Source organism: Lysinibacillus sp. 10T31 (assembly GCF_056394365.1).
Genome location: NZ_JBFTHS010000009.1, coordinates 94,042 through 118,986, shown reverse-complemented (window position 1 = coordinate 118,986; position 24,945 = coordinate 94,042). Strand labels below are relative to the sequence as shown.

Sequence of the window (24,945 nt, the reverse complement as noted above, 5' to 3'; positions counted from 1 at the left end):
GCGTTTATTACTATTAAAGTTATTTATATAAATAGTCCAACGCTTGATAATCTTGCTGATAGCGTCCACCGTCCGCTACTTCAGCGTGATATAGAGCTTTTAAAGCATAATTTTTTTGCAAATCCATTTCGGACATTAACTCTTTTAGGCGATCATGTAATTCACGGTTTTCTTTCACAAGTTGCTGCATTTGTGGTTTAAAATATTTCATACTGTCTAACTCCTCAATTTATAACGTGCTTATTAGTATAACACTTTTAGCTTTTGAAAATGCACTCATATTCATAATCCTGGCTGTAAAAGATTATTCAGTCTATTCTGCCGTGAAGTATTAGCCTAAATTGTAATTTTACTTAGGTGTATCGTTCTCATGTACAGTCCTACTTTTCAAATCAGTCAGTAGGGGAGAGGGCTTCTTTTGAAGTTTATGGCTATCCGATATTAAGAATATAGAGCGCGTGTCATAGCATCTAAATAATTCTGACTAGCTCGTTGACTTACTTCCGCATCTGGCACAAAGACTTCAAAGCAATGGAAGCTACCAGGGTAGAGTTGGAATTCAACATCAACTCCTGCTTGGGCAAGACGTGTCACGTAATCAATGGTTTCATCTCGGAATAAATCGAGTTGACCTATACATGTATAAGTTGGAGGTAGTCCTGCTAAGTTATCTGCTCTTGAAGGGACCGCATACGGAGATAGCTCATGGGTGTCCTTTTCCTCACCTAAGTACATACCCCAAGCGGCCAAATTATTAGTTCTACTCCATATTGCATGATCCTCGGTAATCTCGTAGCTGGAAGGTGTTTCATTTCGGTTATCAAGCATTGGATACAGTGGCATCTGGAATATAATTGAGGGTCCTCCTTTATCACGAGCCATTAATGATAGAGCTGCTGTTAGTCCACCGCCACCACTTGCGCCTGCAATCGCCACCCGTTTGACATCGATGCCAAGGGAAGTTGCCTCGGTTGTCATCCATACTAACCCTGCATAACAATCTTCTATTGCCGCCGGGTAGGGATGCTCAGGAGCAAGTCGATAATCAACCGAAACGACAACGCAATTAGCAGTCTGAACAAAGCGTTCACATAAAATATCATCCATATCAGGGTGTCCCATAACGAAGCCACCGCCATGAATCCAAAGTATCGCTGGAAGTTGTTTAATATTTCGTTCAACAGGTTCATAAATTTTTACCAACATCTCGTCCCCATCACCTCTGGGGATCATACGATTTGATGTGTGTACAAGTTCTGACTTCTCCGAAGGTGGGTTGGACAAGAGACTTCGACTCCACTCTAAATCTTCTTCCAACCGAAAACCTGGGAATTGGGAGTAAGTCTGTCTTAATTCTGGTAAGACTCGGTTATTGATCGTCATATAAATTCCTCCTGTTAAATAATGATATCTTAAAGAAATGGATGTCCTTCTAGTGCCATTTCCTTCTCCCATTGGGCAACTTCCTCACGTACCCGAGGAGCCACTTTTGTTCCGAGCAATTCTATAGCTTGCATAACTTGATCATGTGGCATTGTGCTTAACGGTACGTACAGCATAAAACGTGTAATGCCTACATGTTTACGAAGATGGATGATTTTTTCAGCAACTGTATCTGGATCACCTACATATAATGCCCCTTCAAAACTTCGTGCAGCATCATAGCTAGAGCGATCATAATATCGCCAACCCCGTTCTTTGCCCAATTTATTCATGCCCGCCTTTGTTGATGGGAAAAATGTATCCGCTGCCCATTCAGTATTCGGGCCAACAAAACCAATTGAATGAGATCCCACCTGAAGTTTTGATAGATCATGCCCTGCTTGAGCAGCTGCCTTTTTATAGAGCTGTACGATAGGTGCAAACTGCATTGGACTGCCACCAATGATTGCTAGCATAAGTGGTAATCCTAAAAGTCCTGCACGGATGGCAGATTGTTGATTTCCTCCACTACCAACCCATATAGGTAAGGAGTTTTGAACAGGTCTTGGATACACACCTAAATTATTGATTGCTGGTCGATGTCTACCTTCCCATACTACTTTTTCTGACTCGCGAATCTTGAGGAGTAAGTCCAAATGTTCCTCAAATAGTTCATCATAATCATTTAAATTGTAGCCAAACAAGGGGAAGGATTCGATAAAGGAACCACGACCTGCCATAATCTCAGCACGCCCATTTGATAGCCCATCTAATGTGGAAAAATCCTGAAAGACACGTACAGGATCAGCCGAGGATAGAACTGTTACCGCACTTGTAAGCCGAATCTTTTTTGTTTGTGGAGCTGCGGCAGATAGCACCATTGCTGGAGAGGATGCAGCATAATCTTCTCGATGGTGCTCGCCAACACCAAACACATCCAGCCCCACTTGGTCTGCAAGAATGATTTCTTCAACCACGTCACGCAAACGTTGTGCATGACTAATCACTTCACCATTATGAACATCTGGTTTTGTTTCTACAAAAGAGGTAATTCCTATTTCCATTTGTTATCTCTCCTAATCAAATTTAATATTTTGTTAACCGTTTAGTCGTAGCCCAAAAAATAAGGGCAATTGCACTGATTAAAGCTCCGAGGAAACAAACCCCTCCCCAACCAAAGTGTGCATACATCTGTGTGGAAGCAATTGAGCCGCCAGCACCGCCGATGGAATAAAACATCATATATCCAGCGGTAAGTCGACTCCGTGCTTCTGTACGTAATGGAAGAATCATCGTCTGATTAGTGACATGTACTGCCTGTACGGCCAAATCAAGCAACACAATACCTACAATTAATGCCAATAACGACTGTTCTAGATAGTTGATAAACAACCATGAAATGAGTAATAGAACTAAAGCAATACCTGTCGTTCTTTGTCCGTAACCTCGATCGGCCAGTTTCCCGGCCTGCGCTGCAGCTAATGCACTAGCCACTCCAACGAGACCAAATGCGCCAATTACACTATGTGAAAGAGCTAATGGTGGGGCACTAAGTGGTAGAACAAGTGAAGTCCACAAAATACTGAAATCAGCAAAAATTAGCATGGCTAGAACTGAGCGGATGCGTAATGTTCTTTCTTGTATAAACAGAGTGAACACGGATTTAATTAGCTGATGATAGGGGAGTGATTTTACTTCACGCTCCACCTTTGGTAACACCTTCAGAAACATACAAACCATTACAAGCATGAGGGCGGCAGAGACTAGATAGACGGAACGCCATCCTGCAAGGTCTGTTAATAGACCAGCGAAGGTTCGAGCAAGCAGAATGCCAATGACGATCCCGCTTGTAACAATGCCAACAACACGTCCACGTTCTGTAGGGGAAGCCATAGTTGCTGCAAACGCCACAAGTGTCTGCGTCACAACTGCAAGTAGACCTACTAAGGCCATACCTGTAAAAAGCACCACGCTAAAAGAAGCAGTACTAACTATAAGCAAAGCCGTTGTGGATAATAGCATCTGTCCGATAATCAAGCGTCGTTGGTTTAGTAAATCTCCAAGAGGTACCAGAAGTAATAAGCCCAACCCATAAAAGATCTGCGTGATGGTAATTACAACACCTATTGTCGAGTGATCAATAGTAAATTCATTAGACAATTGATCAAGCAACGGCTGTGCGAAATAAATATTGGCGACAGACATTCCGCAGGCTGTTGCGAATAATAAAGTTACAGTTCTAGACATAGAAGGTTGTAGATTCAACACAGATGCATCAACTTCTTGTCTCAGATCATTGTTCACACTATATCCTCCGTTCGTATTGGATTTTAATCATAACATACCGTTCGGTACAATATAATTATTGGTAAATATATCTTAGTGTTATTTATAATGTCAAGGTTTTGTTTAAAATTATTTGTCTCCGCGTTTACCAAATACAATGAAAATTGACAATAAAAGCAGCTGATTATACAATGTTTACATACTGTTTGGTATGTAAAATTTTATAGTGACAAACTCAATAATTCTTAAACAATGGAGGTGGATTTTTATGGCAAGAATCCGTGAATTTGATGAGGAAAAAGTTTTAGAGGCTGCCATGCAGTTATTTTGGGAGAAGGGCTATGAAGCTACTTCTTTAAGTGATCTCACTGCTAGAATGGGGATTCAACGTCCGAGTATTTATTCAACCTTTGGTGATAAAAAGGAACTATTCGAAGCAGCACTTCGTAGATATACGACATCTCGTGCAGCTGATATACGAGCTAGACTTCAAAGTCATACCTCTGTAAAACAGGCATTTGCTATTTTTTTTGAAGAAGTGATTGCTACTGAATATACGAAAGATCTTAGTAACGGCTGTTTTTGCATCAATACAATGGTTGAACTAGCTCCTCATGATGAAAGATTTGAAATCTTAACGAGAGAACATCAACTTTATCTAGCCGTCATTTTTCAGGAGACAATTGAACGAGGAATCCAATCGGGTGAGTTAGAGGAAGAAACGGATGCAAAGTCTTTAGCGCAGGCTCTAATTGTGGCGTTAATTGGATTAACGGTCATGATGAAATCTCAACCGCAAAAATCATTTATTGACAATGCAATCGCAACAACTCTCACATTACTCAAATAAATTTTGTGAATTATTAATATCTATCGAAAAAAAGTGAAATCGACGACGCGATTTCACTTTTTCTCGAGAATATTTATGTCCAAGCCTCAATCAAAAAGGCCATAACGAAAAGTATGTTTCGGACCCATTGAAACTATAGGATTAAATTTATGAAATCAACTCAAATAAATAAACAAACCTCCAAATCCTTACATAGATTTGGAGGTTTAAAGCTTTATCCCACATTAGCAAGCAGTAAAATGGAGAATAACTACCCATATTAGCCCGATTAGTTAAGACTAATCATCGGTGGAAATCTCTGATTAAAGTTTCACTTTATCGTGGCATTGTTTTCGCTGAGCGGTTAAAAATACTTCTTGTGCTGCCCGTACACCTGCACCTGGTTCAAAGTCATATTCAAAGTCTAGAAGTGCTGCTTCCATTAAAGAAACTGCTTGTAAAATATCACTTGGGAAACAATAGCCCATATGACCGAATCTAAAAATTTTACCCTGCAAATGACCGAGGCCACCAGCAAAATCTAAATGATATTGTTGTTTTAAATGTGACAAGAAGTCACCGAGTGCAATCCCTTTTGGTGCCATAATCGCTGTAATGGTTGGAGAAGCATGCTCATCTGTAGTGAGAAGTTCAATATTAAGGGCATTCATCGCATGACGCACCATGTTTTTCATTAGTTCATGGCGGGCAACTGTATGTTCAAAGCCTCCTTCTTCCTCTATAAGTTTACAAACCTCATGAAGTCCAGAAATAAGTGTCACAGTAGGCGTATTTGGAGTCATCCCTTTTTCAGCCCAACTACGATAGCTTAATAAGTTTAAATAATAGGACGGTGTATTATTTTCTTCAATAACGTTCCAAGCTCTATCACTAACGCTGACAAGAGAAAGTCCTGGAGGTAGCATCATTGCTTTTTGAGATCCAGTAACAAGAATATCGATTCCCCAGGCATCCATTTCTGCAGGAGCTCCACCTAGGCAACTCACACCATCGACAATACATAATGCATCTGTTTCCTCACGTACAACTTGTGCTAATTCAGCAATTGGGTTTAAGATGCCAGTCGAAGTTTCATTGTATGTGACAAAAACAGCTTTAATATCTTTCAACGGCTGCAAGAATTCTCGTAACTCCTTAGCTGTGCAAGCTTGTCCCCATTCTTTTTCAAGCTTATGTACATGAAAGCCGTATTTCTCACAAATCGATACGAAATAGTCTCCGAATGCTCCAACAGTAATCACAACAACATTTTCACCAGCAGAAACTGTGTTAACCGCCGCGGCCTCTAAAGCTGCTGTACCACCTGAAGGAAGAAGTAAAATATCCTGTTTTGTCCCGAAGACAGGTTTTACTAATTCAATTGTTTCACGGTAAAGCTCTACAAATTCACTACTGCGATGACTAATAATATCGCGACTCATCGCAAGTTGAACCTTTTTCGGAATTGGTGTAGGTCCTGGATGTCTTAAAATATTTTCATACACAATCATCAAACCCCTTTGTAATTAATGATTAGAAATTCAAAATTTTCTAACTATAATATAGCATATTTTTTCTGTTATCTAAGTTCTTTTTCAAAATTTGATAAGTCAAGTGTCGTAAGAGAGTAGAAAATACAACGAATAGTTCCTTAATATAGTAAAATTTTTATATAAAGGGGGGCAGAGTTATGGAATCGAAAGTAAATTATCCATATATTTATTTTTTATTGGAATCAAATACGGTTTTTGTCTATCGAATTAAAACACATAATTATCTGAACGCATCGGATTTGATGAATTATAGTGAATGGGAGACATATGAATTACAGCATCATGCTCTATTTGAAACATTCAACCATGAAGAAAGTGAAGCAATTGAGGGGTGGACGTTCTGTCTAGAGCAAGAAAAATTAAGCGAGATAGTAGAAATTATCAATGACTGTATTCAAAAACATCGTTTTGTAGCCCAACGAATAACAACTCAAGCAGTTCATATTGTGGGCTCTGAATCTGCTGCTGGTGCAGTGAGAGTAGCACTAGCACCACCTAAACATGTGATTGGATTCCCTGATTGCTTCTCAATTGGACCATTGTGGAAGCTAGAGGAGAAAAAAGGTCAAGCATTTCGAAATGCTTGGTTATTTGAAAATATTAACGATGAACAGGAAGATGTTTATCAAATTAAGTTTACAAATACATTGCGTGAAATAGAAGATATTTCAAATCATGTTCCTATCTATATTTGGTATGGTAATAATGCAGATGAACAATGCGGACTTCGTTTTTTCCTCTATTTATTGCGAGATAAATCAAATGAGATTTTTCTTATTAATACAACAGAACATAGTAAGGCTAATTGTGCGACAAGTCATCTTAGTTCACAGCAATTAGCGCAGCTTTTTATGGACATAAAAGAAAAAAGACCATTAACTATCCAGGACCATCTTATTTTCCAAAATGAATGGGAAACAGTATCACAAACTAACGATGTTCTGCGCTTATGGATTAATAATGAAATAAAAGGGGTTCCAGAAAATTATTTTGATCCACTTATTATAGAGACGATAGAAAGGCTACATAATGAACAAACAACAAAAGATTTTATAATGACGGGGATAGTGATTGCGGAACTATTACCTTTAATAGAAGAGCTTCCAAGTGTATTCTTTTTAGAATGTAGAATAAGATTTTTAGTCTATAGTGGGGTGCTTGCATTAAAAGGTATTCCTAAGTCCATGAGACACTATAGTGTAAAGTTACGTGAATAAGTTGAAAACCTCTTAATCCTTTTTAAGGGTCAAGAGGTTTTCTATTTCGCATATGTAATTATGCAACGAAAGGTTTATTCATTTTCATTAAGCCGTAGATAAAATAGAATAGTCCGAATGTAATGAACGATAAAATAATATAAAGTACAGCTCTCCCAGGCTCACCAGACCAACGATAATAGAGGCGATATGTGAAATACATAACATAAATCCAAAGACCAATGGAAGCGAATATACCTATAAATGGAATGATGAATGAAACAAGTAATAATCCACCATAAATTAAAACATTCTTTAACGCTTCGGCACGAACGGTTGCGTCATCATTACCCTTTGCTGTTAATAAGAAAAGGCTATAAACGTTAATAATAGGAATCCAAGCAATATAGGCAAGATCATCAAAGCCATTTGTTTTAGATGCCTGATAATAAATAAGTGAACTAATAATATAGCCAGCAATACCCATCACAAGACAAAATAAAATAATGAAGAGTAACAACCCACCAAAAAATGCATCAAAATCATTAGAATTATAAGAATTGTACATTAGAAAACCTCCTTTCAAAAAAATACTTCATAATAATAACAATACTAAAGTTTTAAATCTATACTGGGAAATATTGGGTATTTGGCAATAATCATACATATATACTATTTTTGAGGAAGATACATCTTACTTCAGTGATGAATTTTTGATAAAAGATTGATTAAATTGTAAAAAATGAGTTTGGAATTATTAGGAGTCTAGTGGAGAAGAATCATTTTATAAAAATTTTTCTATTCTAGATTTTACTAATACTGTACGGGAGTGATGAATTAGCTTTAAATTATTTGAAGCACTTTATTTTGTACATCCTATGATATCTGACATGACGAAATACGTGTGCGATGGTTTTATTTGATCTTTATTTTGCTAAATCTGACTGGGACGTTTTATAAGGAACAGCATAAATGTGTTCTAGAAGTAATTTTAGCATGCCATAATAAAGCCTATTTTGATTATTCTTTTTTCAAATAGGCTTTTTATAGTTACGTAATAATAACCCTTTTAACCTTTTGTCTAAAAAAAAGTAAAATTAATTACCTTTTGTAAAAATATAAGACAATCTATTTTTAGTAAAATAAATGAATAGACTAACACAATCTATTTTTCTGAATATTCAATTTATGAGATGAGGAGGATTTATATGCAAGCTAACATTGCTTTTTTAAATGGTGAAGTAATTACTGTAGATGGACAAGATTCTATCCGAGAGGCTATAGCGATTTCTGATAACAAAATATTAGCAGTTGGTTCGAATGAGGAGATTAAAGAATTAATTGGTGATTCTACACAAGTAATTGACTTAGAAGGAAAGTCAATTCTACCTGGAATTATTGATGCTCACTTACATCTGGTTATGTATGGTACTTTTCAACTCAGTATCAGCTGTAAAGAGCCCGGGTTGGACTCCGTAGATGCAATTTTGACTGCTTTAAAAGACAAAGCTGCTACTACACCAAAGGGTCAATGGATTCGCGCTTGGGGTTTCAATGAACGAACTGTTAAGGAAAAACGATATCCTACTCTTGAAGAATTGGACGACATTACGATAGACCACCCGATTGCCATAACCCGTACTTGCGGTCACATCGGAATTGTAAATTCAGTTGCTTTACGTCTATCAGATATTGACGAAACAACACCTGATCCTCAAGGAGGTTTAATTGAAAGAGATGCAAAAGGTCAACTAACTGGACGATTGATCGAAAATGCTTATATGCAGTTTAATAAGTTTGCAACTTATTCGAATGAAGAAGTTTATCAAGCCATTCAAATTGCGCAGCAACATTTTTTAGAAGTTGGCATTACAAGCGTTCATGAAGCTGGAACGTTTACAAAAGAAAATTATCGAATGTTACAAATAGCCTCCCAAAAAGGAGACTTGAAAATTCGGGTCTATGCGATGATTGCTAGTTTAAATGACTGTAAGCAATTCACATTAAATATGATGGAATCTGGTGTATTAACTGGAACTGGGAATGAATTCTTTAAAGTGGGTCCTGCTAAATTGTTTACAGATGGGAGTAGTACTGGTCCGACTATTGCTACCCGTGAAGGTTATACAAGTAATCCCGACGATCATGGAATCTTATATTACACCGAGGATGAAATTTATGACGTACTTGGTAAAGCACATGAATTAGGCTATCAAATTACTGTACATGCACAAGGTGATCAAGCAATTGAAGCGTATTTGAATGTTGTAGAACGTGCTTTAAAAGAAAATCCTCGTGAAAATCATAGACATCGCATTGAACACGCTGGAATTTCAAGCACTGATTTACAGCAACGAATGAAAGAGTTAAAGATGATTCCAGTACCTAATCCACCATTTCCATATGAATTTGGTGAAAGTTATTTAACGAACTACGGTGAACGTACGGACTTTATGTACCCTGCACGAGACTTTATTGATCAAGGAATTATTGCTGCTGCTGGGTCAGACTCACCAGTTACAACCTACAATCCGTTTATTGGAATTCATGAAGCGGTTAATCGACTCACTGCCGATGGAACTTCATTTGGTGAAAAGCAAAAAATAGATGTTCTTGAAGCCATTCGTCTATATACCTATAACGGTGCATATGCAAGTTTTGATGAGGATGTAAAGGGTAGTTTAGAACCCGGTAAATTAGCAGATATGATTGTACTTGATCGAAGTATTTTGAAAGCCCTTCCACAAGAATTAAAAGATATTCAAGTCGAATTAACAATACTAGATGGCGATATTCTTTTCGAACGTTCTAAAACAAAAATATAGTGATGAGGCTGGGGGACTCTAATGACAATAAAAATTTCAAGCTGTCAATTTGAATTGCAAAAAGTTGATAATTTCTCTACCTTTAAAGACCGAATTTTACATGCGTTCAATGATGTGCCACTTACAAGTGATTATGTGCTCTTACCAGAGTTATTCACGATGTCTTTACTTACAACTTATAACAATTACGATCAATTCACAGAAAAAGATAATGAGAAATTAGGTTCCTTTTTAGATGATTACCTTGAATTTTTTAATAATCTTTCACAGAAAAGAAAACAGATTATTATTGCAGGTTCTACAATTGAACCGACATATAAAGGAAATTATAATACGACCTATATCTTTGATGGAGAGGGCAATGTATTAAAACATCGGAAGACACATATTTTCCCTGCTGAATCTGCTTGGAACACTATTGAGGGAGATGAATTAGAAGTTTTCAAAATTGGGCCAGTAACATTTGGTATTGCCATATGCTATGAAATAGAGATTCCAGAAATTGCACATATATACAGTCAAAAAGGTGCCGATATTATCTTTTGCCCTTCATATACGTTCTCTGAATATGGTTTCTGGAGAGTTCGCCATTGTGCTCATGCACGAAATATTGAAAACCAACTCTATGTCGTTCATTGCCCTACGATTGGCGAAATCCAAGGACCTATTCAAAACGGATTTGGGACTACCGCTATTATTGGACCTGCTGATTTACCTTGGACAAAAAATGGCGCAATTGCAGAAACTACTAGTAAATTAAGTACTGTTATTACAGCTGAACTTTCTCTTGAAGATCTTTACGAGAATCGTAAAAATGGGGCTGCAACAACTTATAAAGATCGTATCCGTAGAAAAGACATTTATTCATTATGAAGCAGACTTATTCTCGTTAAACTGAGGGTTACACTACTTTTTTGTAAGATAAAAAAGAAATTCAAAGGAGGATTATATGAAAAACATTAAACTGTTATTGGTGATACCGTTTATTGGAATGTGCTTATGTTTGCCCTTTGCAAATAAAATAGAGCCTTATATTGTTGGTTTACCGTTTCTCCTGTTCTGGATTATCTTATGGATGATTTTATCGTCATTAGTGTTAGCGATTGTGTATAAGTTGGATCCTGAAAACCAAGGAGGCGATGAATAATGAATATAGCTTTACTGATTATCTTTGCATTTGCATTGATTGCTCTTTTCCTTGGTATCCGAGCAACACATGGAAAAAAAATGAATGTCAATGAATTTGCTGTTGGGAATAAGGGTTTTGGTACATTATTCATTTTCCTACTAATCGCAGGAGAAGTTTATACTACTTTTACATTCCTGGGTGGTAGTGGTTGGGCTTATTCGAATGGAGCTGCTGCTTTTTATGTACCTGCATATATTTGTTTAGCATATGTTTTATCTTATTGGATTGCACCAAAGATTTGGAACTATGCTAAAGATCATCATATTATTTCACAACCAGAATATTTTGCTTCCCACTATAAAAGTCCGATATTAGGATTAGTTGTATCATTTCTGGGTGCTATCGCATTGATTCCATATATAGTTATACAATTAAAAGGGTTAGGTATTATTGTTTCGGAGGCTTCCTATGGAGGGATTAGCCCAATTATGGCTAGTACTATTGGTGCCATAATTATTACAATTTATGTTACCATTTCAGGTATACATGGCTCTGCTTGGACAGCTGTATTAAAGGATATCATGATATTAGGAGTCATTGTATTTTTAGGAATTTATATTCCATACCATTATTTTGGAGGTGTACAACCTCTATTTGAAGCTGTAGAAAAAATAAAACCGGAAAGCTTAACTCTCGCTAGTTCTGGATTAAGTATTTCATGGTTTGTCTCAACCATTATATTAAATGCGTTCGGATTCTATTTATTACCAAACTCCTTTTCAGTAATATTATCATCTAAGAGTGCAAAAGCATTGAAGAAAAATGCCATTACCTTACCTTTATACACTCTATTACTCTTATTCGCATTTTTCATTGGTTTTGCAGCCATTATAGAGATTCCAGGATTACAAGGGGCTGAAGGAGATTTATCTTTACTCCGATTAACGATTCAAACATTTGACCCTTGGATAGTAGGTGTTGTCGGTGCTGCTGGGTTATTAACTGCTTTAGTACCCGCATCTGTCATGTTAATGTCTGCTTCAATTGGATTAATGACAGGATTTTACAAGCTTGTGAAACCAAAGGCAACAGATCGACAACAGTTATTTGCTTCAAAAATATTTGTGTTTGCTATTATATTGGTGGCATTCATCTTCACGATTACTGGAGGGGATGCACTAGCAATCTTAAACATTATGTCATACAGCTTAATAACACAACTTGTTCCAGCACTCCTATTTAGTTTCCAGAAAAATCGCATTCTTAACAAAATCGGTGCAATGGCAGGAATTTTAACCGGTGTAGGAATCGTACTTTATGGTGCCATAACATCACATAAACTAATTGACTTTTTCCCGAACATCCCACACGTAATTAATGACATCAGCACAGGAATGATTGCTGTTATTATTAACTTTGCAGTAGCTATTGTAGTAAGCTTTGCAACCAATCATTTAGTTACGGAAGAGAAGAACGATATTAAAACACTTGTAGCATAAAAATGACTTGATAAATAATTTATTATATAAAATTAGACGTTTATTCTAATGTGAATAAACGTCTTTTTCTAATACAATATATTATTTTTTCTAAATCATATTTTCTGATTATTGAACATCAAACTTAGATACAACTCAATAATTTTTTCTATTGTTTTTCCTGCACTAGTATGAATAAGTAGAAAACCCCTTTAACCGGTTAAAAGGTGTATAGAGGTTTTTGTACTTGCATATGTATTATGCAACGAAAGGTTTATTCATTTTCATTAAGCCGTAGATATAAAAGAATAGTCCGAATGTAATGAACGATAAAATAATATAAAGTACTGCTTTCCCAGTTTCACCAGTCCAACGATAGAAGAGGCGATAAGTGAAATACAAAGTAAAGCCAATAAGACCTAATGAGGCAATTATACCTAGAAACGGAATAAATGAAACAAGAATTAATCCAACGTAAATAAGAACATACTTTTTCGCTGCTCTACGAACAGTTGCGTTATCTTCACCCTTTGCCGTTAATAAGAAAACGCTATAAATATTAATAATTGGAATCCAAGCGATATAAGCTAAATCGCTAAAGCCATTTATTTTAGATGCCTTATAATAAATGAGTGAATTAATAACATAGCTTGCAATACTCAACACAAGGAAAATTAACATAATAATGAGAAATAAACCACTGAAGGCCGCATCGAAATCATCGTAATAATAAGAATTATACATAAGAAAACCTCCTTTCTAAAAAAATTCTTCATAATAATAACAATACTAAAGTCATAAATCTACAGTTAATAATATCCGGTATTTAATGTTAATAATATATTTACGCTATTTTATTAGATGTGAGTATTATATAGATGGTGAATTTTTGATAAAAGATTGACTGAATCAAAAAAAAGGGTTGGCAAACTAGTAAAGGATTCAACTAATATTTATTGGAAAGAAAATAATCTCGTAAAAATTAGAGTATTCTATTTCACTGATTTGTATTAGATGTCACATAAAATCAGTGCTTGTACAAGACTGCTTAGTAATTTATAAGAAATCTCCTTGGTGAATATATGAAAATCAATATAAAAATGTAAAAAATATACTTGGTAATATTGATATAATAGTTTTTGGGAATTTTTGTTTTTTATTAAGTGAAAGAATATGAGAATAGGGGAGTTTGTGTTGCTAATTATTTTTTTTGTATTGATAGTTTTAAGCATATACCTTATGGAAAGGAATTATCGGGAAAGTGTCTATTATAAACAGACAAAAAATAATTTCTTTGCAGTTAAAACAAATATAGGGAGAAATGGGGAGTACTTAACATCGAAAATTATTGAGAAGCATGCCTTACAAAGTCATAGGCAATTATTAAATGTATATGTTCCAAAGAAAAATTCAGATGAATTAACGGAAATTGACCTTCTTTTTATTGATCGAACGGGTCTATATGTGATTGAGTCAAAAAACTATAGTGGTTGGATTTTTGGCAATGAAACACAACAGCAATGGACACAAACGATGCCGAATAAGAAAAAGTATAAATTTTTCAATCCGATCCGTCAAAATGCTACGCACATCCGTGCTATTCAAGCTTTCTTAGAACTTCCAGATGAAGCAATTCATTCAGTCATTGTCTTTAGTGAACGCTGTACATTGAAAAAAGTGGCAGTAACTTCCCAAAATGTTCATGTTATAAAACGAGAGAGTTTAAGACGTTTTATCCAAACACAAAAGCAAACTGCAAGACAGCTTTTCACTCAAGACGATATTCAAACAATTTACAATAAGCTTGTGCCTCAAATGCAAGTATCCAATGAAATCAAAAAACAACATATTCAAACGATTCAGCAGAAATACGGGAAATAATCGTACGTAAAAAGGGGACGGTTGGCATGCCAATATACAATAAATTAGTACGTGATTTAATTCCTCAAGTAATTGAAGCAGGGGGTAAAACATGTAGCATAAGAGTATTAGAACAAGGAGAACATTTAGAAGAAATAAAGGTGAAAATGCAAGAAGAAGCATTAGAGTTTCTGGAGGCAACCTCTCCAAAGGAGGCTATTGAGGAACTTGCGGATATTTTAGAATTAGTACATACAGCTTTACAAATGTACGACGTGTCCTACGAACAATTAGAACAAATACGTACTCAGAAGAAGAGGCAACGCGGAGGATTTTTAAAAGGTATATATTTAATAGAGGTGAAGGAGTAGGGAGAAGCGGAAGCTGAGCTTTTTTGAATGGGCGTAGGTTCTGAAAATCTTAAACCACGAGAATTAGTTATTGCCGAAAAGACAGTAATGTTAAGTTATCATTACTACCTAATTCAGTTGTTTTGTTAATTTACCACGCAGAAAAATTAGCATGACAACATTAGAAGCCGATAATTTTGTACTGGCAGTGTCCTGACTATGATTTAAAGATTCAGCGGATGTCACGGAATCGTAAAGGAGTTCTTTGTGCAAGCAAAAAGAACTCCTTTACGATTCTAGATGCAATTATGCAGAGGCAAAATTGATATCTGAATGTAGTTCCTAGGCTTTATTTACAGCCGAAGAGATTGCATGTTATATTGCATGTAGCAAAATTTGTAAAATATTAGGTGGAAGGGCGCGTAGAAATTGAAAAAAGAAGTTCGTACATTGATGTTGTTGAGTATTTTCGCACTATCTGGATGTGGTTTAGATAAGTCTAAAACAGTTACACAAGAGACAGTAAAGGATGCTAATGAACAGGTAACAACGCAGTCGGAGCAAAATAATGATACAAAATTGATTGGGGCTTCCGATGATGAAAAAGTAAAACTTTACGCACTTAATGAAGCAAAAAATGAAATAAAAAGCGTTACTTTGGATATTAATGGTAAACAAAAAAGCTTTGACTGGGAAATCCCTGATACAGGAACTAAACCCCAGCTATTCTATACTGATCTTACAAATGATAGTAAGGAAGAAGCTGTAATTATAATCCAAACTGGACGAGGAACAGGATTAGATAACTATGATATTCATATTATTAATGCTGAGGATTTATCGGAGATTAAAGTACAAAGTTATGAAGATATTGTTGCCAATGAAATTAAATCAAATGTTGTTAAAAATGATGATGGTACATTAACGATTACAGCTAAAGCGCAAGGAAAAGAATCTAAATTTGATTATGATTTTGATCCAGCACCAGATTTCAATCAAGATAAACTTGCTTTCGGCGGTGTAGTTATTTATTCGTTGGAGAATCAAAGAATAAAATTAAACATCCCTGGGTCTGTCGGAGTATCCCCAACATATGTGGTTGATTTCAATATCACATATAAATTCGATAGTACCAAGAATGAATTCATTGTTGATCAAATTGAAATTATACCTATTGAAAAAAATAAAAGCTGACCATAATTTAAATTGTACCCTTAGTAAAGAGAATTTTAAAAAAGCTCTAGGCAACTTGAAGAAGATGATGTCTGTATGCAGGTGTCATCTTTTTTTGATTCCATTATCACGGTATTTCTGAGCTCATACTTATAAATCTACGGTCATAAATTATCGCTTTTTTTTAAGGAAGAACATAGAAAAATGCAGACTAATAACTAAATGTTCACTATTCAGATTTCACGATCTAATTCTCAGTAAGTGTAATTATTTCAGGCGTTGTCACGTTTGATAATTCTATTATTTCAAGATATAGTTCAATTACAGATATAGTTAAGGAGGAATTCAAATGGCAGAAATTAAATACGAAATTATTGAAACGATTGCGGTATTATCGGAGGGCAATAAAGGCTGGAAAAAAGAATTGAATTTAATTAGCTGGAATGATCGTGAACCGAAGTACGATATTAGAGATTGGTCGGAGGATCATACAAAGATGGGGAAGGGTGTTACGTTATCGATGCCTGAACTACAGCTTTTGAAAGAGTCGTTAGCTAAACTGTCAGATTAAGGTTAATATACAGGGGACTCTTTAGTGTTGTTTTAGAATAATTACGTAAGTCGGGATCATGCTCATGAAGAGATAGATGGAGAGTATAGACTTTCACCTGACTAGGTGGTAAAAACATAAGTAGCAATTTTTAATTTTCTGAGGATTTTCCATAGAATATATTTCGTAAAATTGTTAGACTAACAATAGCAACAATTCATAATGCAGGTGGCGGCTGAACTCCCTTTTGAAAGGGGGTGAGGCGGATGACAGTATTTGAAGCATTCAGTTTGATTGTACAGAGTAGCCTTTTGCTAATTGCAGTACTTACACTGATGCTCAGCATTATTGTCTCTCAAAATAAAAAGAAATAGCCACCCTGCCGGCTAAGTAAGGTGGCGATTTCTACAACTTTAACTTGGTCAGCCGCTATGGTTGCGGCATGATTGTTGCTTTGACTGGATGTTGACGCATCCAGTCTTTTTTATTCTATATTTAGTGTATCATATTTATTCTAAAAAGAACATTTTATCATCATTCAGAGGCGTTTCACGCCGACTGAATGATGAAAAAGCGCGCTGGTAGATGTCACGGATTGTTTATCTGTGCGAAAGCGACAGCTATAATTACATAAAAGCGTAAATGATACAGTCTTTAATCCCGATTAAATGAATTTTGCAATGTCATTTAGCGCTAAACGAGATGAGCCGTAAGCTGGTGCTGCAGCTTTTCCAATAGCGATTAAGACGATTGGCACTAGATTATCTGTTAATTCAAAGTGCTTCGCAAAAGCCTCTTTATTGAAGCCACCCATTGTAACAGTATCATAGCCCATATCTTTTGCTAAAAGCATGATTTGCATAGAAATTAAGCCCGCATCAAATGTAGCAATATTTTTTAGAATTTCTTCAGGAAGGTTTGGATAGAGCTTTAATGAATTTTCTATCATCATATTTTTTGTTGCCTCATCCATATAGCCAAGCTCGAAGTTTTTTGTATAGACTTCCTCTACATTATTGTACATTGCAGTATCACCTAATACGGCAATGATGGCAGAGGCGGTTTCTACTTGCTCCTGGTTATTAGCAATCAAACGTAGTTCTTTTTTTACTGCCTCATCTTGGATCACTAAAAAGCGCCAAGGTTGTAAATTGCTTGATGATGGAGCGGTTGTCGCCTCTACAAGTAATTCCTCTAATTCAGCTTGAGGAATTTTAAAATTTGCCTCATACTTACGAACAGATTTACGATCGTGCATTACTTTATTTATATAACTTTTAGTTGTAGTCATCGTTAAGAAAATCTCCTTTATATTTATGATATTTTACTATACGATATTCTTTTTTGAATTCCAAGTAAATTGCTCGAATTAGAGAGTTTTGATTAACTTCTTTCAGCGGGTTTCCAATACCCGCTGAAAGAAGTTAAAGCCTCCGGCGGATGTCACGGAATCGGAAAGGAGTTCAATATAGGATGTTAGCCTAAGATCATCGCATCCATGCGATAACGGCTAACTGACCTGCATCGGTAAAACGCCACGTCCTGTGGCATTACCGAAATGACCGACATCGTGTCGGCCCTCACGCAGGCCTGAGCACAAAGCCGATTCCTGACGCAATTATGCCGAGGCATAATTGATTATTGTTACTTAAATTTAAATGCTTCAAAGTCAACGCTTATATCTTTATTGCGGGATTTCAATTGCTTGGCAAAATGTTTTAGCATTTTTTCAGGGCCACACATAAAAATACTTGTTTGCGCTGATACTGAAAAATTATCAAATGATAACCTGTCCATTTGGGCGGTGTCAATAAAATTCACTTTGAATTGTTGATTAGTTTCTGCATATTCCTGTAAAAAATCTTTATAGATAGCATTGTTTTGACCATGATAAGTGTAAAATAACTCAATATCACGATCGATGGGCTGTGATTGCAAATAAGATAAAAATGGAGTAATGCCTATACCACCAGCTATCCAAACTTGTTGTTGTGTTCCATTTTCAAAGTTTAAATGACCATAAGGACCATCAAGTGTGACTGGTGTATTCAGTTGAACTGAATCATATACTTTTTTTGTGAAATCACCAATCGCCTTTATAGTGACAAATAATTTTTTTCCATCGCCACCTGAAATTGAAAAGGGGTGTGGTGCCTTTTCTATGCCATCTTGCAAAATCTTGATAAAAATAAATTGTCCATGACGAAATGGTAATTTTTTATCAAGTGTTAGCTCCAGTTCAATAACATTGGAACCCGATTTTTTGATCCCCGTAATGTTGCCTGTATATTTAAAAAACATATCCTGATACATCGTCAACATATATAATGCTGACATAAATCCAATAGTTGCAGTTATTGCTGTGAAAATTCCTAAAGGTGTAGGCTGCAATAAATCGTATCTGCTGGAAAAATAGGCATGATAAATTCCAAATGTATAAGGGATAAGCATTAACCGATGAAAGATCCGCCAGTGTTCATATTTTAGAAATTTAGCAAAAAGCGCAATTACAATTAGCGCTATGAAACCATATTGCCCAAGTGATCCTAGTTCTTTCGCAAATTCGCTAAGTGAAGTTCTTTGTACTTTATCCCAGTGGGGAACAAGACCTTGTAATTGCCCATGAATAACCACTAATACTAGTGAAAGTATTGCTAAATATTTATGATAAAAATAAACATTTTCTAGCCCATGGAACCAACGCTCAAAAATTTTCATTCTTGTTGCTAACAAAAAGACAAGAAAGAAGCCTGTAATGGCCATGCCCCCAATGATGTGACTGAGCCTGTTAACTGCCTGGATAGGCTCTATAGGTGTAGCAAAATACCACAATAAAGCACTACTACTCATTATTAGTATGATAAACAAAATCCCTTTGATAGATTTCATAAATAACCTCCAATATTCATTTTTATCTCTAATCATCTTACATATACAATGAGAACCTGAAATGTTTCTGATATTTTTAATTTTATATGAGAGTTTTTTGTCTACAAATGAGTAGGTGTTATAAAGGGACTGTACGTTCGGAATATATGTTCCCTTTTGCGCTGGGGTGTGTTAAATTAAGAAGGTTAAAAAATATAAAGACATAAGGAGCAGAAGTAAATAATGCAAGGGAATACACATATTGTTGGAGGCATCACTGCAAGCCTTGCTTTTGCACAAATTTCTAATGATAATCCGCTTGTTTTAGTAGGAGCAGGCGTTATCGGTGCATTACTTCCAGATATTTGCCATGGAGGCAGTAAAATCGGGAGGAAGTTCCCCATCATTTCAAAGATTGTCAATACTCTGTTTGGACATCGTTCCTTTACACATAGTTTGCTTTTTTTATTTCTAGTTGGGATGCTACTGCATACATTTATACCTTACGAATCCATTTCACTAGGTATTTTATTAGGGATGGCAAGTCATGTTTTACTTGATATGGGAACAAAAAAGGGTGTTAAGCTGTTCTTCCCAGTTTCCATTTCAGTACGTCTACCACTTACTACAAAAACGGGAAGTAAAACTGAAAGAGTAGTGTTTATGTTGTTAACGATGCTTTCAGTCTTTTTTAGTTATGAAATTATTTTTAAGCTTATTGATACTGTATAAGCAAAGGGATCCAATACGAGAGTGAGATGCTCCTTCTTAGGTAAACAGAAAAAAATCTGTTTATCTAAGGGGAGTATTTTTTATTCATTCAGCAGTGAACGTTCGTCACTGTCTACTAAAAGGGGATATTTCATTATGAAGAATTTTTTGGAGAAGTTTCACTGTTGAAAGAATTGCTCATTAAAAAAGCTTCGTCGGAGATGTAGCTTTACGTCGCTAGAGTCTTTACTTACAGCCGCATTTTGCTGTATTTTCATGGAGAGTTTTTTCAATACCAAAAATTTTAATCTGGTTGTTGACCTTTGTGTAACACAAACCTTTATAGTCAATATTAACAGAAAAATGAATATTCAGAAGATTAAAATTACGAAGGTGGATGGGGGAGCTATTATGAAACGACAAACATTAATGCGAACACTGACTTTGTCTCAAGTTGTATTTTTAGGGATTGCATGGAATAACCCGATGGTATTCTTCAATACATACGGAATCGCAACTGTCACTTCCCAAGGTGTCATTATGGGGGCGTATATTATCGCTTTTCTTGCAATCCTGTTCACGGCCTTTAGTTATGGAAAGATGGCAAAAGCATTTCCAATAGCGGGATCGGCATATACATTCACACAAAAATCAATTCACCCACAACTTGGGTTTCTTATCGGTTGGACAATCATGTTGGATTATATGTTGACACCAATGGTCACTTGTTTAATGTCTACTGTTTTTTTAAATGCAATGTTCCCTGGAGTCCCTCACGCCCTGTGGATTATCCTATTAACTGCAACTATTGTAATACCTAGCATCTTGGGTGTTAAGTTCACCGCATCCACTGGTAAGATTTTTGTTATTGCACAAGTCATATTTGTTTTCATTTTCTGGATTTTGACGATCAAAAGTTTATTGACGGGTGTAGGATCAGGTACACTTTTCTCTATTCAACCTTTGTTCAATGCAGAAATTAAATTGCCAGTGATTTTGGCAGGAGCTTCAATTCTTTGTTTTAGTTTTCTTGGCTTCGACTCTCTTACTACATTGTCTGAAGAAACAATCAATCCTGAAAAAACAATTCCTAGAGCGATTATCATCATGTTGTTGACAATTGGTGTCCTCTATATCGGATCAGCTTATTTGGCACAATTGGTTCACCCCGGATTTACCTTTGAAAACACAGATTCGGCAGCTATGGAAGTTGTCTATTTGGTCGGCGGGAATATGTTCAAATCCATATTTGTTACCGCAGTAATTTTAGGGAATTTCTCATCTGGTGTTGCCTCGACAACAAGCGCATCCCGCGTGTTGTATGCAATGGGGCGAGATTCTGTACTGCCAAAAAAAATATTTGGACATATCCATTCACGCTTTAAAACACCGTCAACTGGAATTATTGTTATTGGAATCATTTCATTGCTCGGTATCGTACTGACACTTGATCAAGTCATTAAGTTTATTAATTTTGGAGCACTTATTGCTTTCGCGTCTGTTAATTTATCTGTCATCGCCCATTACTTTATTCGGAATCGTAAGCGTTCTTCTTTCAATGAATATATGCGTTATCTGGTTATGCCACTAATTGGTGCAGGCTTTACGCTTTGGCTATGGTCTCACTTAGAGTTGGATGCATTGATTCTTGGAGGCATCTGGATGGCAATTGGCTTAGGGTACCTAATATATATGACGAAGTTTTTCAGACAGGGATTGCCTGAATTCAATTTCGATAAAGAGATTATTCCTGAAAATGTACTTGTAGAAGACATAAAAATGTAAAGGCTTACATGAAAGATTCTCGTGTTATTTGCAGGTGGGAAATGCAATTGAAAGGGGTGAGGTTATTCACGGAAAGGCTGAATTTCGAAAATGAGAACAGCTTTTATTCAAGGTTATGAAACTCCTACCACTTATTGTAATCTCTTGTTTTGTAGGAGAGGTTAAATGTGCATTTAAATAAAATATGGCTAATTAATTGGGAGGTTAGTATAATGCTAAACTTGAAATTGTTTATTAATGGTAAATGGTCAGATTCTGTGAACGCGGAAAAACGTAATATTATCAACCCAGCAAACAACGAAGTGATTGCTAAGGCGTCGAGAGCAAGTGTTGAAGAAACGCGGGATGCCATTGATGCAGCACGTTATGCATTTGATTCAGGTATTTGGTCAGACATACCGGCTTCTGAAAGAGCATCCTATTTATTCAAAATTGCGGATAAACTTGAGGAGAATGCATCTGAGCTGAGTACACTTGAAATGTTGAATACAGGAAAACCTCTTAGGGAAGCGGAGTTCGATATTGGGGATGCTGTGAATTGCTTCCGATATTATGGTGGCCTCATCACTAAAGCAAACGGTCAAACGTATTCCGTTGCCGATCCGGTACAGGGGTTAATTGTTCGTGAACCTGTAGGTGTATGTGGTCTGATTGCTCCTTGGAATTTCCCATTATTGACAGGAGCGTGGAAAATTGCGCCTGCGCTTGCGGCGGGAAATACAATTGTGTTCAAGCCATCGGAATTAACACCTATTACTACGATTAAGCTCTTCGAAATTCTTGAAGAAGTAGGGATTCCAGCAGGCGTTGCGAATTTGGTGACAGGAGGAGGTTCAACTGTCGGTAATGAATTGGCTGAAAGCGATAAAGTCGATATGGTTTCATTTACTGGCAGTACAACAGTAGGTAGATCGATCATGAAAGCAGCATCAGGAAATATTAAGAAAATTGCACTCGAATTAGGTGGTAAATCGCCGAATATCGTCTTCGCTGATGCAGATTTTGAAACAGCAGTCGACTATGCGCTTTATGGAATATTTATGAACGCAGGTCAAGTATGTAATTCCGGATCACGCTTGCTCCTTGAAGAAAGTATCCATGACAAGTTCGTTGAAAGCTTGATTAGTAAAGCGAAAAAAATACGTGTCGGGCGGGGTGATGATCCGGCGACTCAAATGGGTGCTCTTGTCGGCGAAGATCATATGAACACAGTGCTAAATTATATTCAAATTGGTATCGATGAAGGTGCGAAATTGGTTTGTGGCGGTAAACGGATTACAAGCGCTGGACTTGATCGTGGTTATTTTGTCGAGCCGACAATATTTGTAGATACAACGCCTGATATGAAAATTGTCCAAGAGGAGATATTCGGTCCTGTGCTAGTTGTTCAAAAGTTTAAAGATGAAGCGGAGGCTATCAAGCTCGCAAATGATACGCCATACGGTCTTGCAGCTGGAGTGTTCTCTCAAGATGGTGCTAAAGCTTTACGGGTTATTAAAAAAATTAGAGCAGGTATTACTTACATTAATGCATACAATCTTGCTTACAACGAAGCCCCATGGGGAGGATATAAGCAGAGCGGCCTCGGTCGAGGATTAGGTACTTTCGGTTTGGATGAATTTTCGGAAGTGAAACAAATAAATATCAATTTAGAAGTCAGTCCTACCAATTGGTTTGAAAGTTGACGAACAAAACAAAGTGAATCTCGTAAAAGAAAAACGTTGAAAAATTGAAAGGGGAAATGTTTAATGGTATGGGATTTTAATTTTAATTTACCGACTTCTATTGAGTTTGGTAACGGGACAGTTAACAATGTCGGGAAAAGAGCGAAAGAGCTAGGTGGTAAAAAGGCGCTGATCATTACTGACAAAGGGCTTGCACAAACGGGGATTTTAAAAAGGGTAACAGATTCATTAGAACAGGAAGGGATTCCTTATCTTGTTTATGATGAAATTACACCGAATCCGAAAGACGTAGATTGCGTAAAAGCCTATGAACAATTCAAAGACGAAAATATCGATTTGTTGTTAGGTCTTGGTGGTGGAAGTTCAATGGATACTGCTAAAGCAATCGGGGTACTTTTTACACATGAAGGGGAGCTTAAAGATCGCTATGGTTTCAATCTGTTGGAGCGCGATATTACACCCCTTATTTGTATCCCAACTACTTCGGGGACTGGTAGTGAGGTGACGACAGGGTCTGTTATCACAGATACGGTCACTAAACAAAAAGAAGCTATACTTGATATAAAATTAGCGCCGAAATTGGCAATTGTGGACCCTGAATTGACGCTGTCTTTGCCTAAATCAATTACTGCTGCTACTGGAATGGATGCATTGACGCATGCAATTGAAGCTTACACGAGCAATATTTCTGAACCGATTTCTGATGCACTCAGTCTTTATGCGATTGAAATCATTGCTAAGTATCTTCCACTCGCTGTAGAAAACGGTAACAATTTAGAAGCAAGGCAAAACATGCTTGTAGGTAGCTTGATAGCAGGTATGGCGTTTACGCACGCCGACCTAGGTGCTGTGCATGCAATGGCTGAACCGCTTGGCGGGCTGTATGATACACCACATGGAGTGGCAAACTCTATCTTCCTTCCTCATGTATTTGAATATAATATTCCGTCCAATCCGGAAAAACATGCGACAGTTGCTTTGAAACTTGGAGCGACCGCGGAAGGGAAGACATTGGAGGCAATTGCCCAAGAAGGTGTTGTATTGTTGCATGAACTTGCAAGTAAAATTGGCATACCGCAATTCCGAGATTTAGATAATGTTGACCCTAAAGATTTCGAATTTCTTGCTGAAGGGGCATTCAAACATTTGTGTACAATTACAAATTCTCGTCAATTATCGAAAGATGACTACTTGAAATTGTTCCAAAAAACTTATGAGATGAAAATAAAACATTCATATAATTAA

Annotated in this window: 24 protein-coding genes; 15 read left to right on the top strand and 9 right to left on the bottom strand. The window is 36.5% G+C overall.

Features of this window, described 5'->3' with window-relative positions; genetic code table 11:
- Positions 1–19: 19 nt before the first annotated feature.
- The 4 genes from AC1DCY_RS07610 to AC1DCY_RS07595 all read right to left on the bottom strand — a co-directional run bounded on the left by AC1DCY_RS07610 (position 20) and on the right by AC1DCY_RS07595 (position 3,669).
- The gene (locus tag AC1DCY_RS07610; RefSeq protein WP_049666523.1) at positions 20–211 is read right to left on the bottom strand and encodes a hypothetical protein; all 192 of its coding nucleotides are present in this window, start codon (positions 209–211) and stop codon (positions 20–22) included.
- 230 nt (positions 212–441) lie between these two features.
- Positions 442–1,383, bottom strand: coding sequence for an alpha/beta hydrolase (locus AC1DCY_RS07605; RefSeq protein ID WP_477348881.1), 942 nt, complete (start codon positions 1,381–1,383; stop codon positions 442–444).
- A gap of 29 nt (positions 1,384–1,412) precedes the next feature.
- Positions 1,413–2,486, bottom strand: coding sequence for an LLM class flavin-dependent oxidoreductase (locus tag AC1DCY_RS07600; RefSeq protein WP_477348879.1), 1,074 nt, complete (start codon positions 2,484–2,486; stop codon positions 1,413–1,415).
- Between the two features lie 22 nt (positions 2,487–2,508).
- On the bottom strand, positions 2,509–3,669 hold the full coding sequence (locus tag AC1DCY_RS07595; RefSeq protein WP_477348892.1) for an MFS transporter: 1,161 nt from the start codon (positions 3,667–3,669) through the stop codon (positions 2,509–2,511).
- Between the two features lie 307 nt (positions 3,670–3,976).
- Between AC1DCY_RS07595 and AC1DCY_RS07590 the strand changes: the two genes are divergently transcribed.
- A complete protein-coding gene (locus tag AC1DCY_RS07590; RefSeq protein ID WP_477348877.1) occupies positions 3,977–4,558 on the top strand; it encodes a TetR/AcrR family transcriptional regulator in 582 nt (193 codons plus the stop codon).
- 302 nt (positions 4,559–4,860) lie between these two features.
- On the opposite strand, the gene AC1DCY_RS07585 is transcribed toward AC1DCY_RS07590, so the two are convergent.
- Positions 4,861–6,042: a pyridoxal-phosphate-dependent aminotransferase family protein gene (locus AC1DCY_RS07585; protein ID WP_477348876.1), complete on the bottom strand. Its 1,182-nt coding sequence runs from the start codon at positions 6,040–6,042 to the stop codon at positions 4,861–4,863.
- 185 nt (positions 6,043–6,227) lie between these two features.
- Between AC1DCY_RS07585 and AC1DCY_RS07580 the strand changes: the two genes are divergently transcribed.
- On the top strand, positions 6,228–7,307 hold the full coding sequence (locus AC1DCY_RS07580) for a DUF1835 domain-containing protein (RefSeq protein ID WP_477348874.1): 1,080 nt from the start codon (positions 6,228–6,230) through the stop codon (positions 7,305–7,307).
- 58 nt (positions 7,308–7,365) lie between these two features.
- Here the strand turns inward: AC1DCY_RS07580 and AC1DCY_RS07575 are convergent, their stop codons facing one another.
- Positions 7,366–7,854 (bottom strand): hypothetical protein, encoded by a 489-nt coding sequence (locus tag AC1DCY_RS07575; RefSeq protein ID WP_477348872.1) that lies wholly within the window; start codon positions 7,852–7,854, stop codon positions 7,366–7,368.
- A 640-nt stretch (positions 7,855–8,494) separates the two neighbouring features.
- Here AC1DCY_RS07575 and AC1DCY_RS07570 point away from each other — a divergent pair.
- The 4 genes from AC1DCY_RS07570 (at position 8,495) to AC1DCY_RS07555 (ending at position 12,739) form a co-directional block, all read left to right on the top strand.
- Entirely contained in the window at positions 8,495–10,111 is a 1,617-nt protein-coding gene (locus AC1DCY_RS07570) for an amidohydrolase (protein WP_477348870.1), read from the top strand.
- Between the two features lie 21 nt (positions 10,112–10,132).
- On the top strand, positions 10,133–10,984 hold the full coding sequence (locus tag AC1DCY_RS07565; protein ID WP_477348868.1) for a nitrilase-related carbon-nitrogen hydrolase: 852 nt from the start codon (positions 10,133–10,135) through the stop codon (positions 10,982–10,984).
- Between the two features lie 76 nt (positions 10,985–11,060).
- Positions 11,061–11,258, top strand: coding sequence for a DUF3311 domain-containing protein (locus tag AC1DCY_RS07560; protein ID WP_477348866.1), 198 nt, complete (start codon positions 11,061–11,063; stop codon positions 11,256–11,258).
- Positions 11,258–12,739, top strand: coding sequence for a sodium:solute symporter family protein (locus AC1DCY_RS07555; protein WP_477348864.1), 1,482 nt, complete (start codon positions 11,258–11,260; stop codon positions 12,737–12,739). Before AC1DCY_RS07560 ends, AC1DCY_RS07555 begins: the two co-directional genes overlap by 1 nt.
- 237 nt (positions 12,740–12,976) lie before the next feature.
- Here the strand turns inward: AC1DCY_RS07555 and AC1DCY_RS07550 are convergent, their stop codons facing one another.
- Positions 12,977–13,462, bottom strand: coding sequence for a hypothetical protein (locus tag AC1DCY_RS07550; RefSeq protein ID WP_477348862.1), 486 nt, complete (start codon positions 13,460–13,462; stop codon positions 12,977–12,979).
- A gap of 450 nt (positions 13,463–13,912) precedes the next feature.
- On the opposite strand from AC1DCY_RS07550, the gene AC1DCY_RS07545 reads away from it, so the two are divergent.
- The 5 genes from AC1DCY_RS07545 (at position 13,913) to AC1DCY_RS07525 (ending at position 17,025) form a co-directional block, all read left to right on the top strand.
- Positions 13,913–14,599, top strand: a complete 687-nt coding sequence (locus AC1DCY_RS07545) for an NERD domain-containing protein (protein ID WP_477348860.1) — start codon at positions 13,913–13,915, stop codon at positions 14,597–14,599.
- A gap of 26 nt (positions 14,600–14,625) precedes the next feature.
- Positions 14,626–14,949, top strand: coding sequence for a pyrophosphohydrolase domain-containing protein (locus AC1DCY_RS07540; protein ID WP_477348858.1), 324 nt, complete (start codon positions 14,626–14,628; stop codon positions 14,947–14,949).
- Positions 14,950–15,357: 408 nt separating this feature from the next.
- Positions 15,358–16,122: a hypothetical protein gene (locus tag AC1DCY_RS07535; RefSeq protein ID WP_477348856.1), complete on the top strand. Its 765-nt coding sequence runs from the start codon at positions 15,358–15,360 to the stop codon at positions 16,120–16,122.
- 328 nt (positions 16,123–16,450) lie between these two features.
- Positions 16,451–16,672 carry a YdbC family protein gene (locus AC1DCY_RS07530; protein WP_477348854.1) on the top strand — a complete coding sequence of 74 codons (222 nt, stop codon included), beginning with the start codon at positions 16,451–16,453 and terminating at the stop codon, positions 16,670–16,672.
- A gap of 245 nt (positions 16,673–16,917) precedes the next feature.
- Positions 16,918–17,025, top strand: a complete 108-nt coding sequence (locus AC1DCY_RS07525) for a putative holin-like toxin (RefSeq protein WP_240518187.1) — start codon at positions 16,918–16,920, stop codon at positions 17,023–17,025.
- A 290-nt stretch (positions 17,026–17,315) separates the two neighbouring features.
- Here AC1DCY_RS07525 and AC1DCY_RS07520 read toward each other — a convergent pair whose 3' ends face one another.
- Entirely contained in the window at positions 17,316–17,942 is a 627-nt protein-coding gene (locus AC1DCY_RS07520; protein WP_477348852.1) for a nitroreductase family protein, read from the bottom strand.
- A gap of 353 nt (positions 17,943–18,295) precedes the next feature.
- Complete coding sequence (locus AC1DCY_RS07515; RefSeq protein WP_477348850.1) at positions 18,296–19,540, bottom strand: ferredoxin reductase family protein; 1,245 nt, start codon at positions 19,538–19,540, stop codon at positions 18,296–18,298.
- A 222-nt stretch (positions 19,541–19,762) separates the two neighbouring features.
- Between AC1DCY_RS07515 and AC1DCY_RS07510 the strand changes: the two genes are divergently transcribed.
- The 4 genes from AC1DCY_RS07510 to AC1DCY_RS07495 all read left to right on the top strand — a co-directional run bounded on the left by AC1DCY_RS07510 (position 19,763) and on the right by AC1DCY_RS07495 (position 24,945).
- On the top strand, positions 19,763–20,251 hold the full coding sequence (locus tag AC1DCY_RS07510; protein WP_477348848.1) for a metal-dependent hydrolase: 489 nt from the start codon (positions 19,763–19,765) through the stop codon (positions 20,249–20,251).
- Positions 20,252–20,641: 390 nt separating this feature from the next.
- Positions 20,642–22,015, top strand: coding sequence for an APC family permease (locus AC1DCY_RS07505; protein WP_477348846.1), 1,374 nt, complete (start codon positions 20,642–20,644; stop codon positions 22,013–22,015).
- Between the two features lie 212 nt (positions 22,016–22,227).
- On the top strand, positions 22,228–23,700 hold the full coding sequence (locus AC1DCY_RS07500) for an aldehyde dehydrogenase family protein (RefSeq protein WP_477348844.1): 1,473 nt from the start codon (positions 22,228–22,230) through the stop codon (positions 23,698–23,700).
- 63 nt (positions 23,701–23,763) lie between these two features.
- Complete coding sequence (locus AC1DCY_RS07495) at positions 23,764–24,945, top strand: iron-containing alcohol dehydrogenase (RefSeq protein WP_477348842.1); 1,182 nt, start codon at positions 23,764–23,766, stop codon at positions 24,943–24,945.

Coding starts and splice junctions, on each gene's coding strand:
- AC1DCY_RS07570 (WP_477348870.1), top strand. CDS start 8,495: ATGCAAGCTAACATTGCTTTTTTAAATGGTGAAGTAATTACTGTAGAT.
- AC1DCY_RS07610 (WP_049666523.1), bottom strand. CDS start 211: ATGAAATATTTTAAACCACAAATGCAGCAACTTGTGAAAGAAAACCGT.
- AC1DCY_RS07530 (WP_477348854.1), top strand. CDS start 16,451: ATGGCAGAAATTAAATACGAAATTATTGAAACGATTGCGGTATTATCG.
- AC1DCY_RS07565 (WP_477348868.1), top strand. CDS start 10,133: ATGACAATAAAAATTTCAAGCTGTCAATTTGAATTGCAAAAAGTTGAT.
- AC1DCY_RS07580 (WP_477348874.1), top strand. CDS start 6,228: ATGGAATCGAAAGTAAATTATCCATATATTTATTTTTTATTGGAATCA.
- AC1DCY_RS07590 (WP_477348877.1), top strand. CDS start 3,977: ATGGCAAGAATCCGTGAATTTGATGAGGAAAAAGTTTTAGAGGCTGCC.
- AC1DCY_RS07540 (WP_477348858.1), top strand. CDS start 14,626: ATGCCAATATACAATAAATTAGTACGTGATTTAATTCCTCAAGTAATT.
- AC1DCY_RS07550 (WP_477348862.1), bottom strand. CDS start 13,462: ATGTATAATTCTTATTATTACGATGATTTCGATGCGGCCTTCAGTGGT.
- AC1DCY_RS07600 (WP_477348879.1), bottom strand. CDS start 2,486: ATGGAAATAGGAATTACCTCTTTTGTAGAAACAAAACCAGATGTTCAT.
- AC1DCY_RS07525 (WP_240518187.1), top strand. CDS start 16,918: ATGACAGTATTTGAAGCATTCAGTTTGATTGTACAGAGTAGCCTTTTG.
- AC1DCY_RS07605 (WP_477348881.1), bottom strand. CDS start 1,383: ATGACGATCAATAACCGAGTCTTACCAGAATTAAGACAGACTTACTCC.
- AC1DCY_RS07520 (WP_477348852.1), bottom strand. CDS start 17,942: ATGACTACAACTAAAAGTTATATAAATAAAGTAATGCACGATCGTAAA.
- AC1DCY_RS07595 (WP_477348892.1), bottom strand. CDS start 3,669: ATGTCTAGAACTGTAACTTTATTATTCGCAACAGCCTGCGGAATGTCT.
- AC1DCY_RS07505 (WP_477348846.1), top strand. CDS start 20,642: ATGAAACGACAAACATTAATGCGAACACTGACTTTGTCTCAAGTTGTA.
- AC1DCY_RS07555 (WP_477348864.1), top strand. CDS start 11,258: ATGAATATAGCTTTACTGATTATCTTTGCATTTGCATTGATTGCTCTT.
- AC1DCY_RS07500 (WP_477348844.1), top strand. CDS start 22,228: ATGCTAAACTTGAAATTGTTTATTAATGGTAAATGGTCAGATTCTGTG.
- AC1DCY_RS07515 (WP_477348850.1), bottom strand. CDS start 19,540: ATGAAATCTATCAAAGGGATTTTGTTTATCATACTAATAATGAGTAGT.
- AC1DCY_RS07510 (WP_477348848.1), top strand. CDS start 19,763: ATGCAAGGGAATACACATATTGTTGGAGGCATCACTGCAAGCCTTGCT.
- AC1DCY_RS07495 (WP_477348842.1), top strand. CDS start 23,764: ATGGTATGGGATTTTAATTTTAATTTACCGACTTCTATTGAGTTTGGT.
- AC1DCY_RS07560 (WP_477348866.1), top strand. CDS start 11,061: ATGAAAAACATTAAACTGTTATTGGTGATACCGTTTATTGGAATGTGC.
- AC1DCY_RS07575 (WP_477348872.1), bottom strand. CDS start 7,854: ATGTACAATTCTTATAATTCTAATGATTTTGATGCATTTTTTGGTGGG.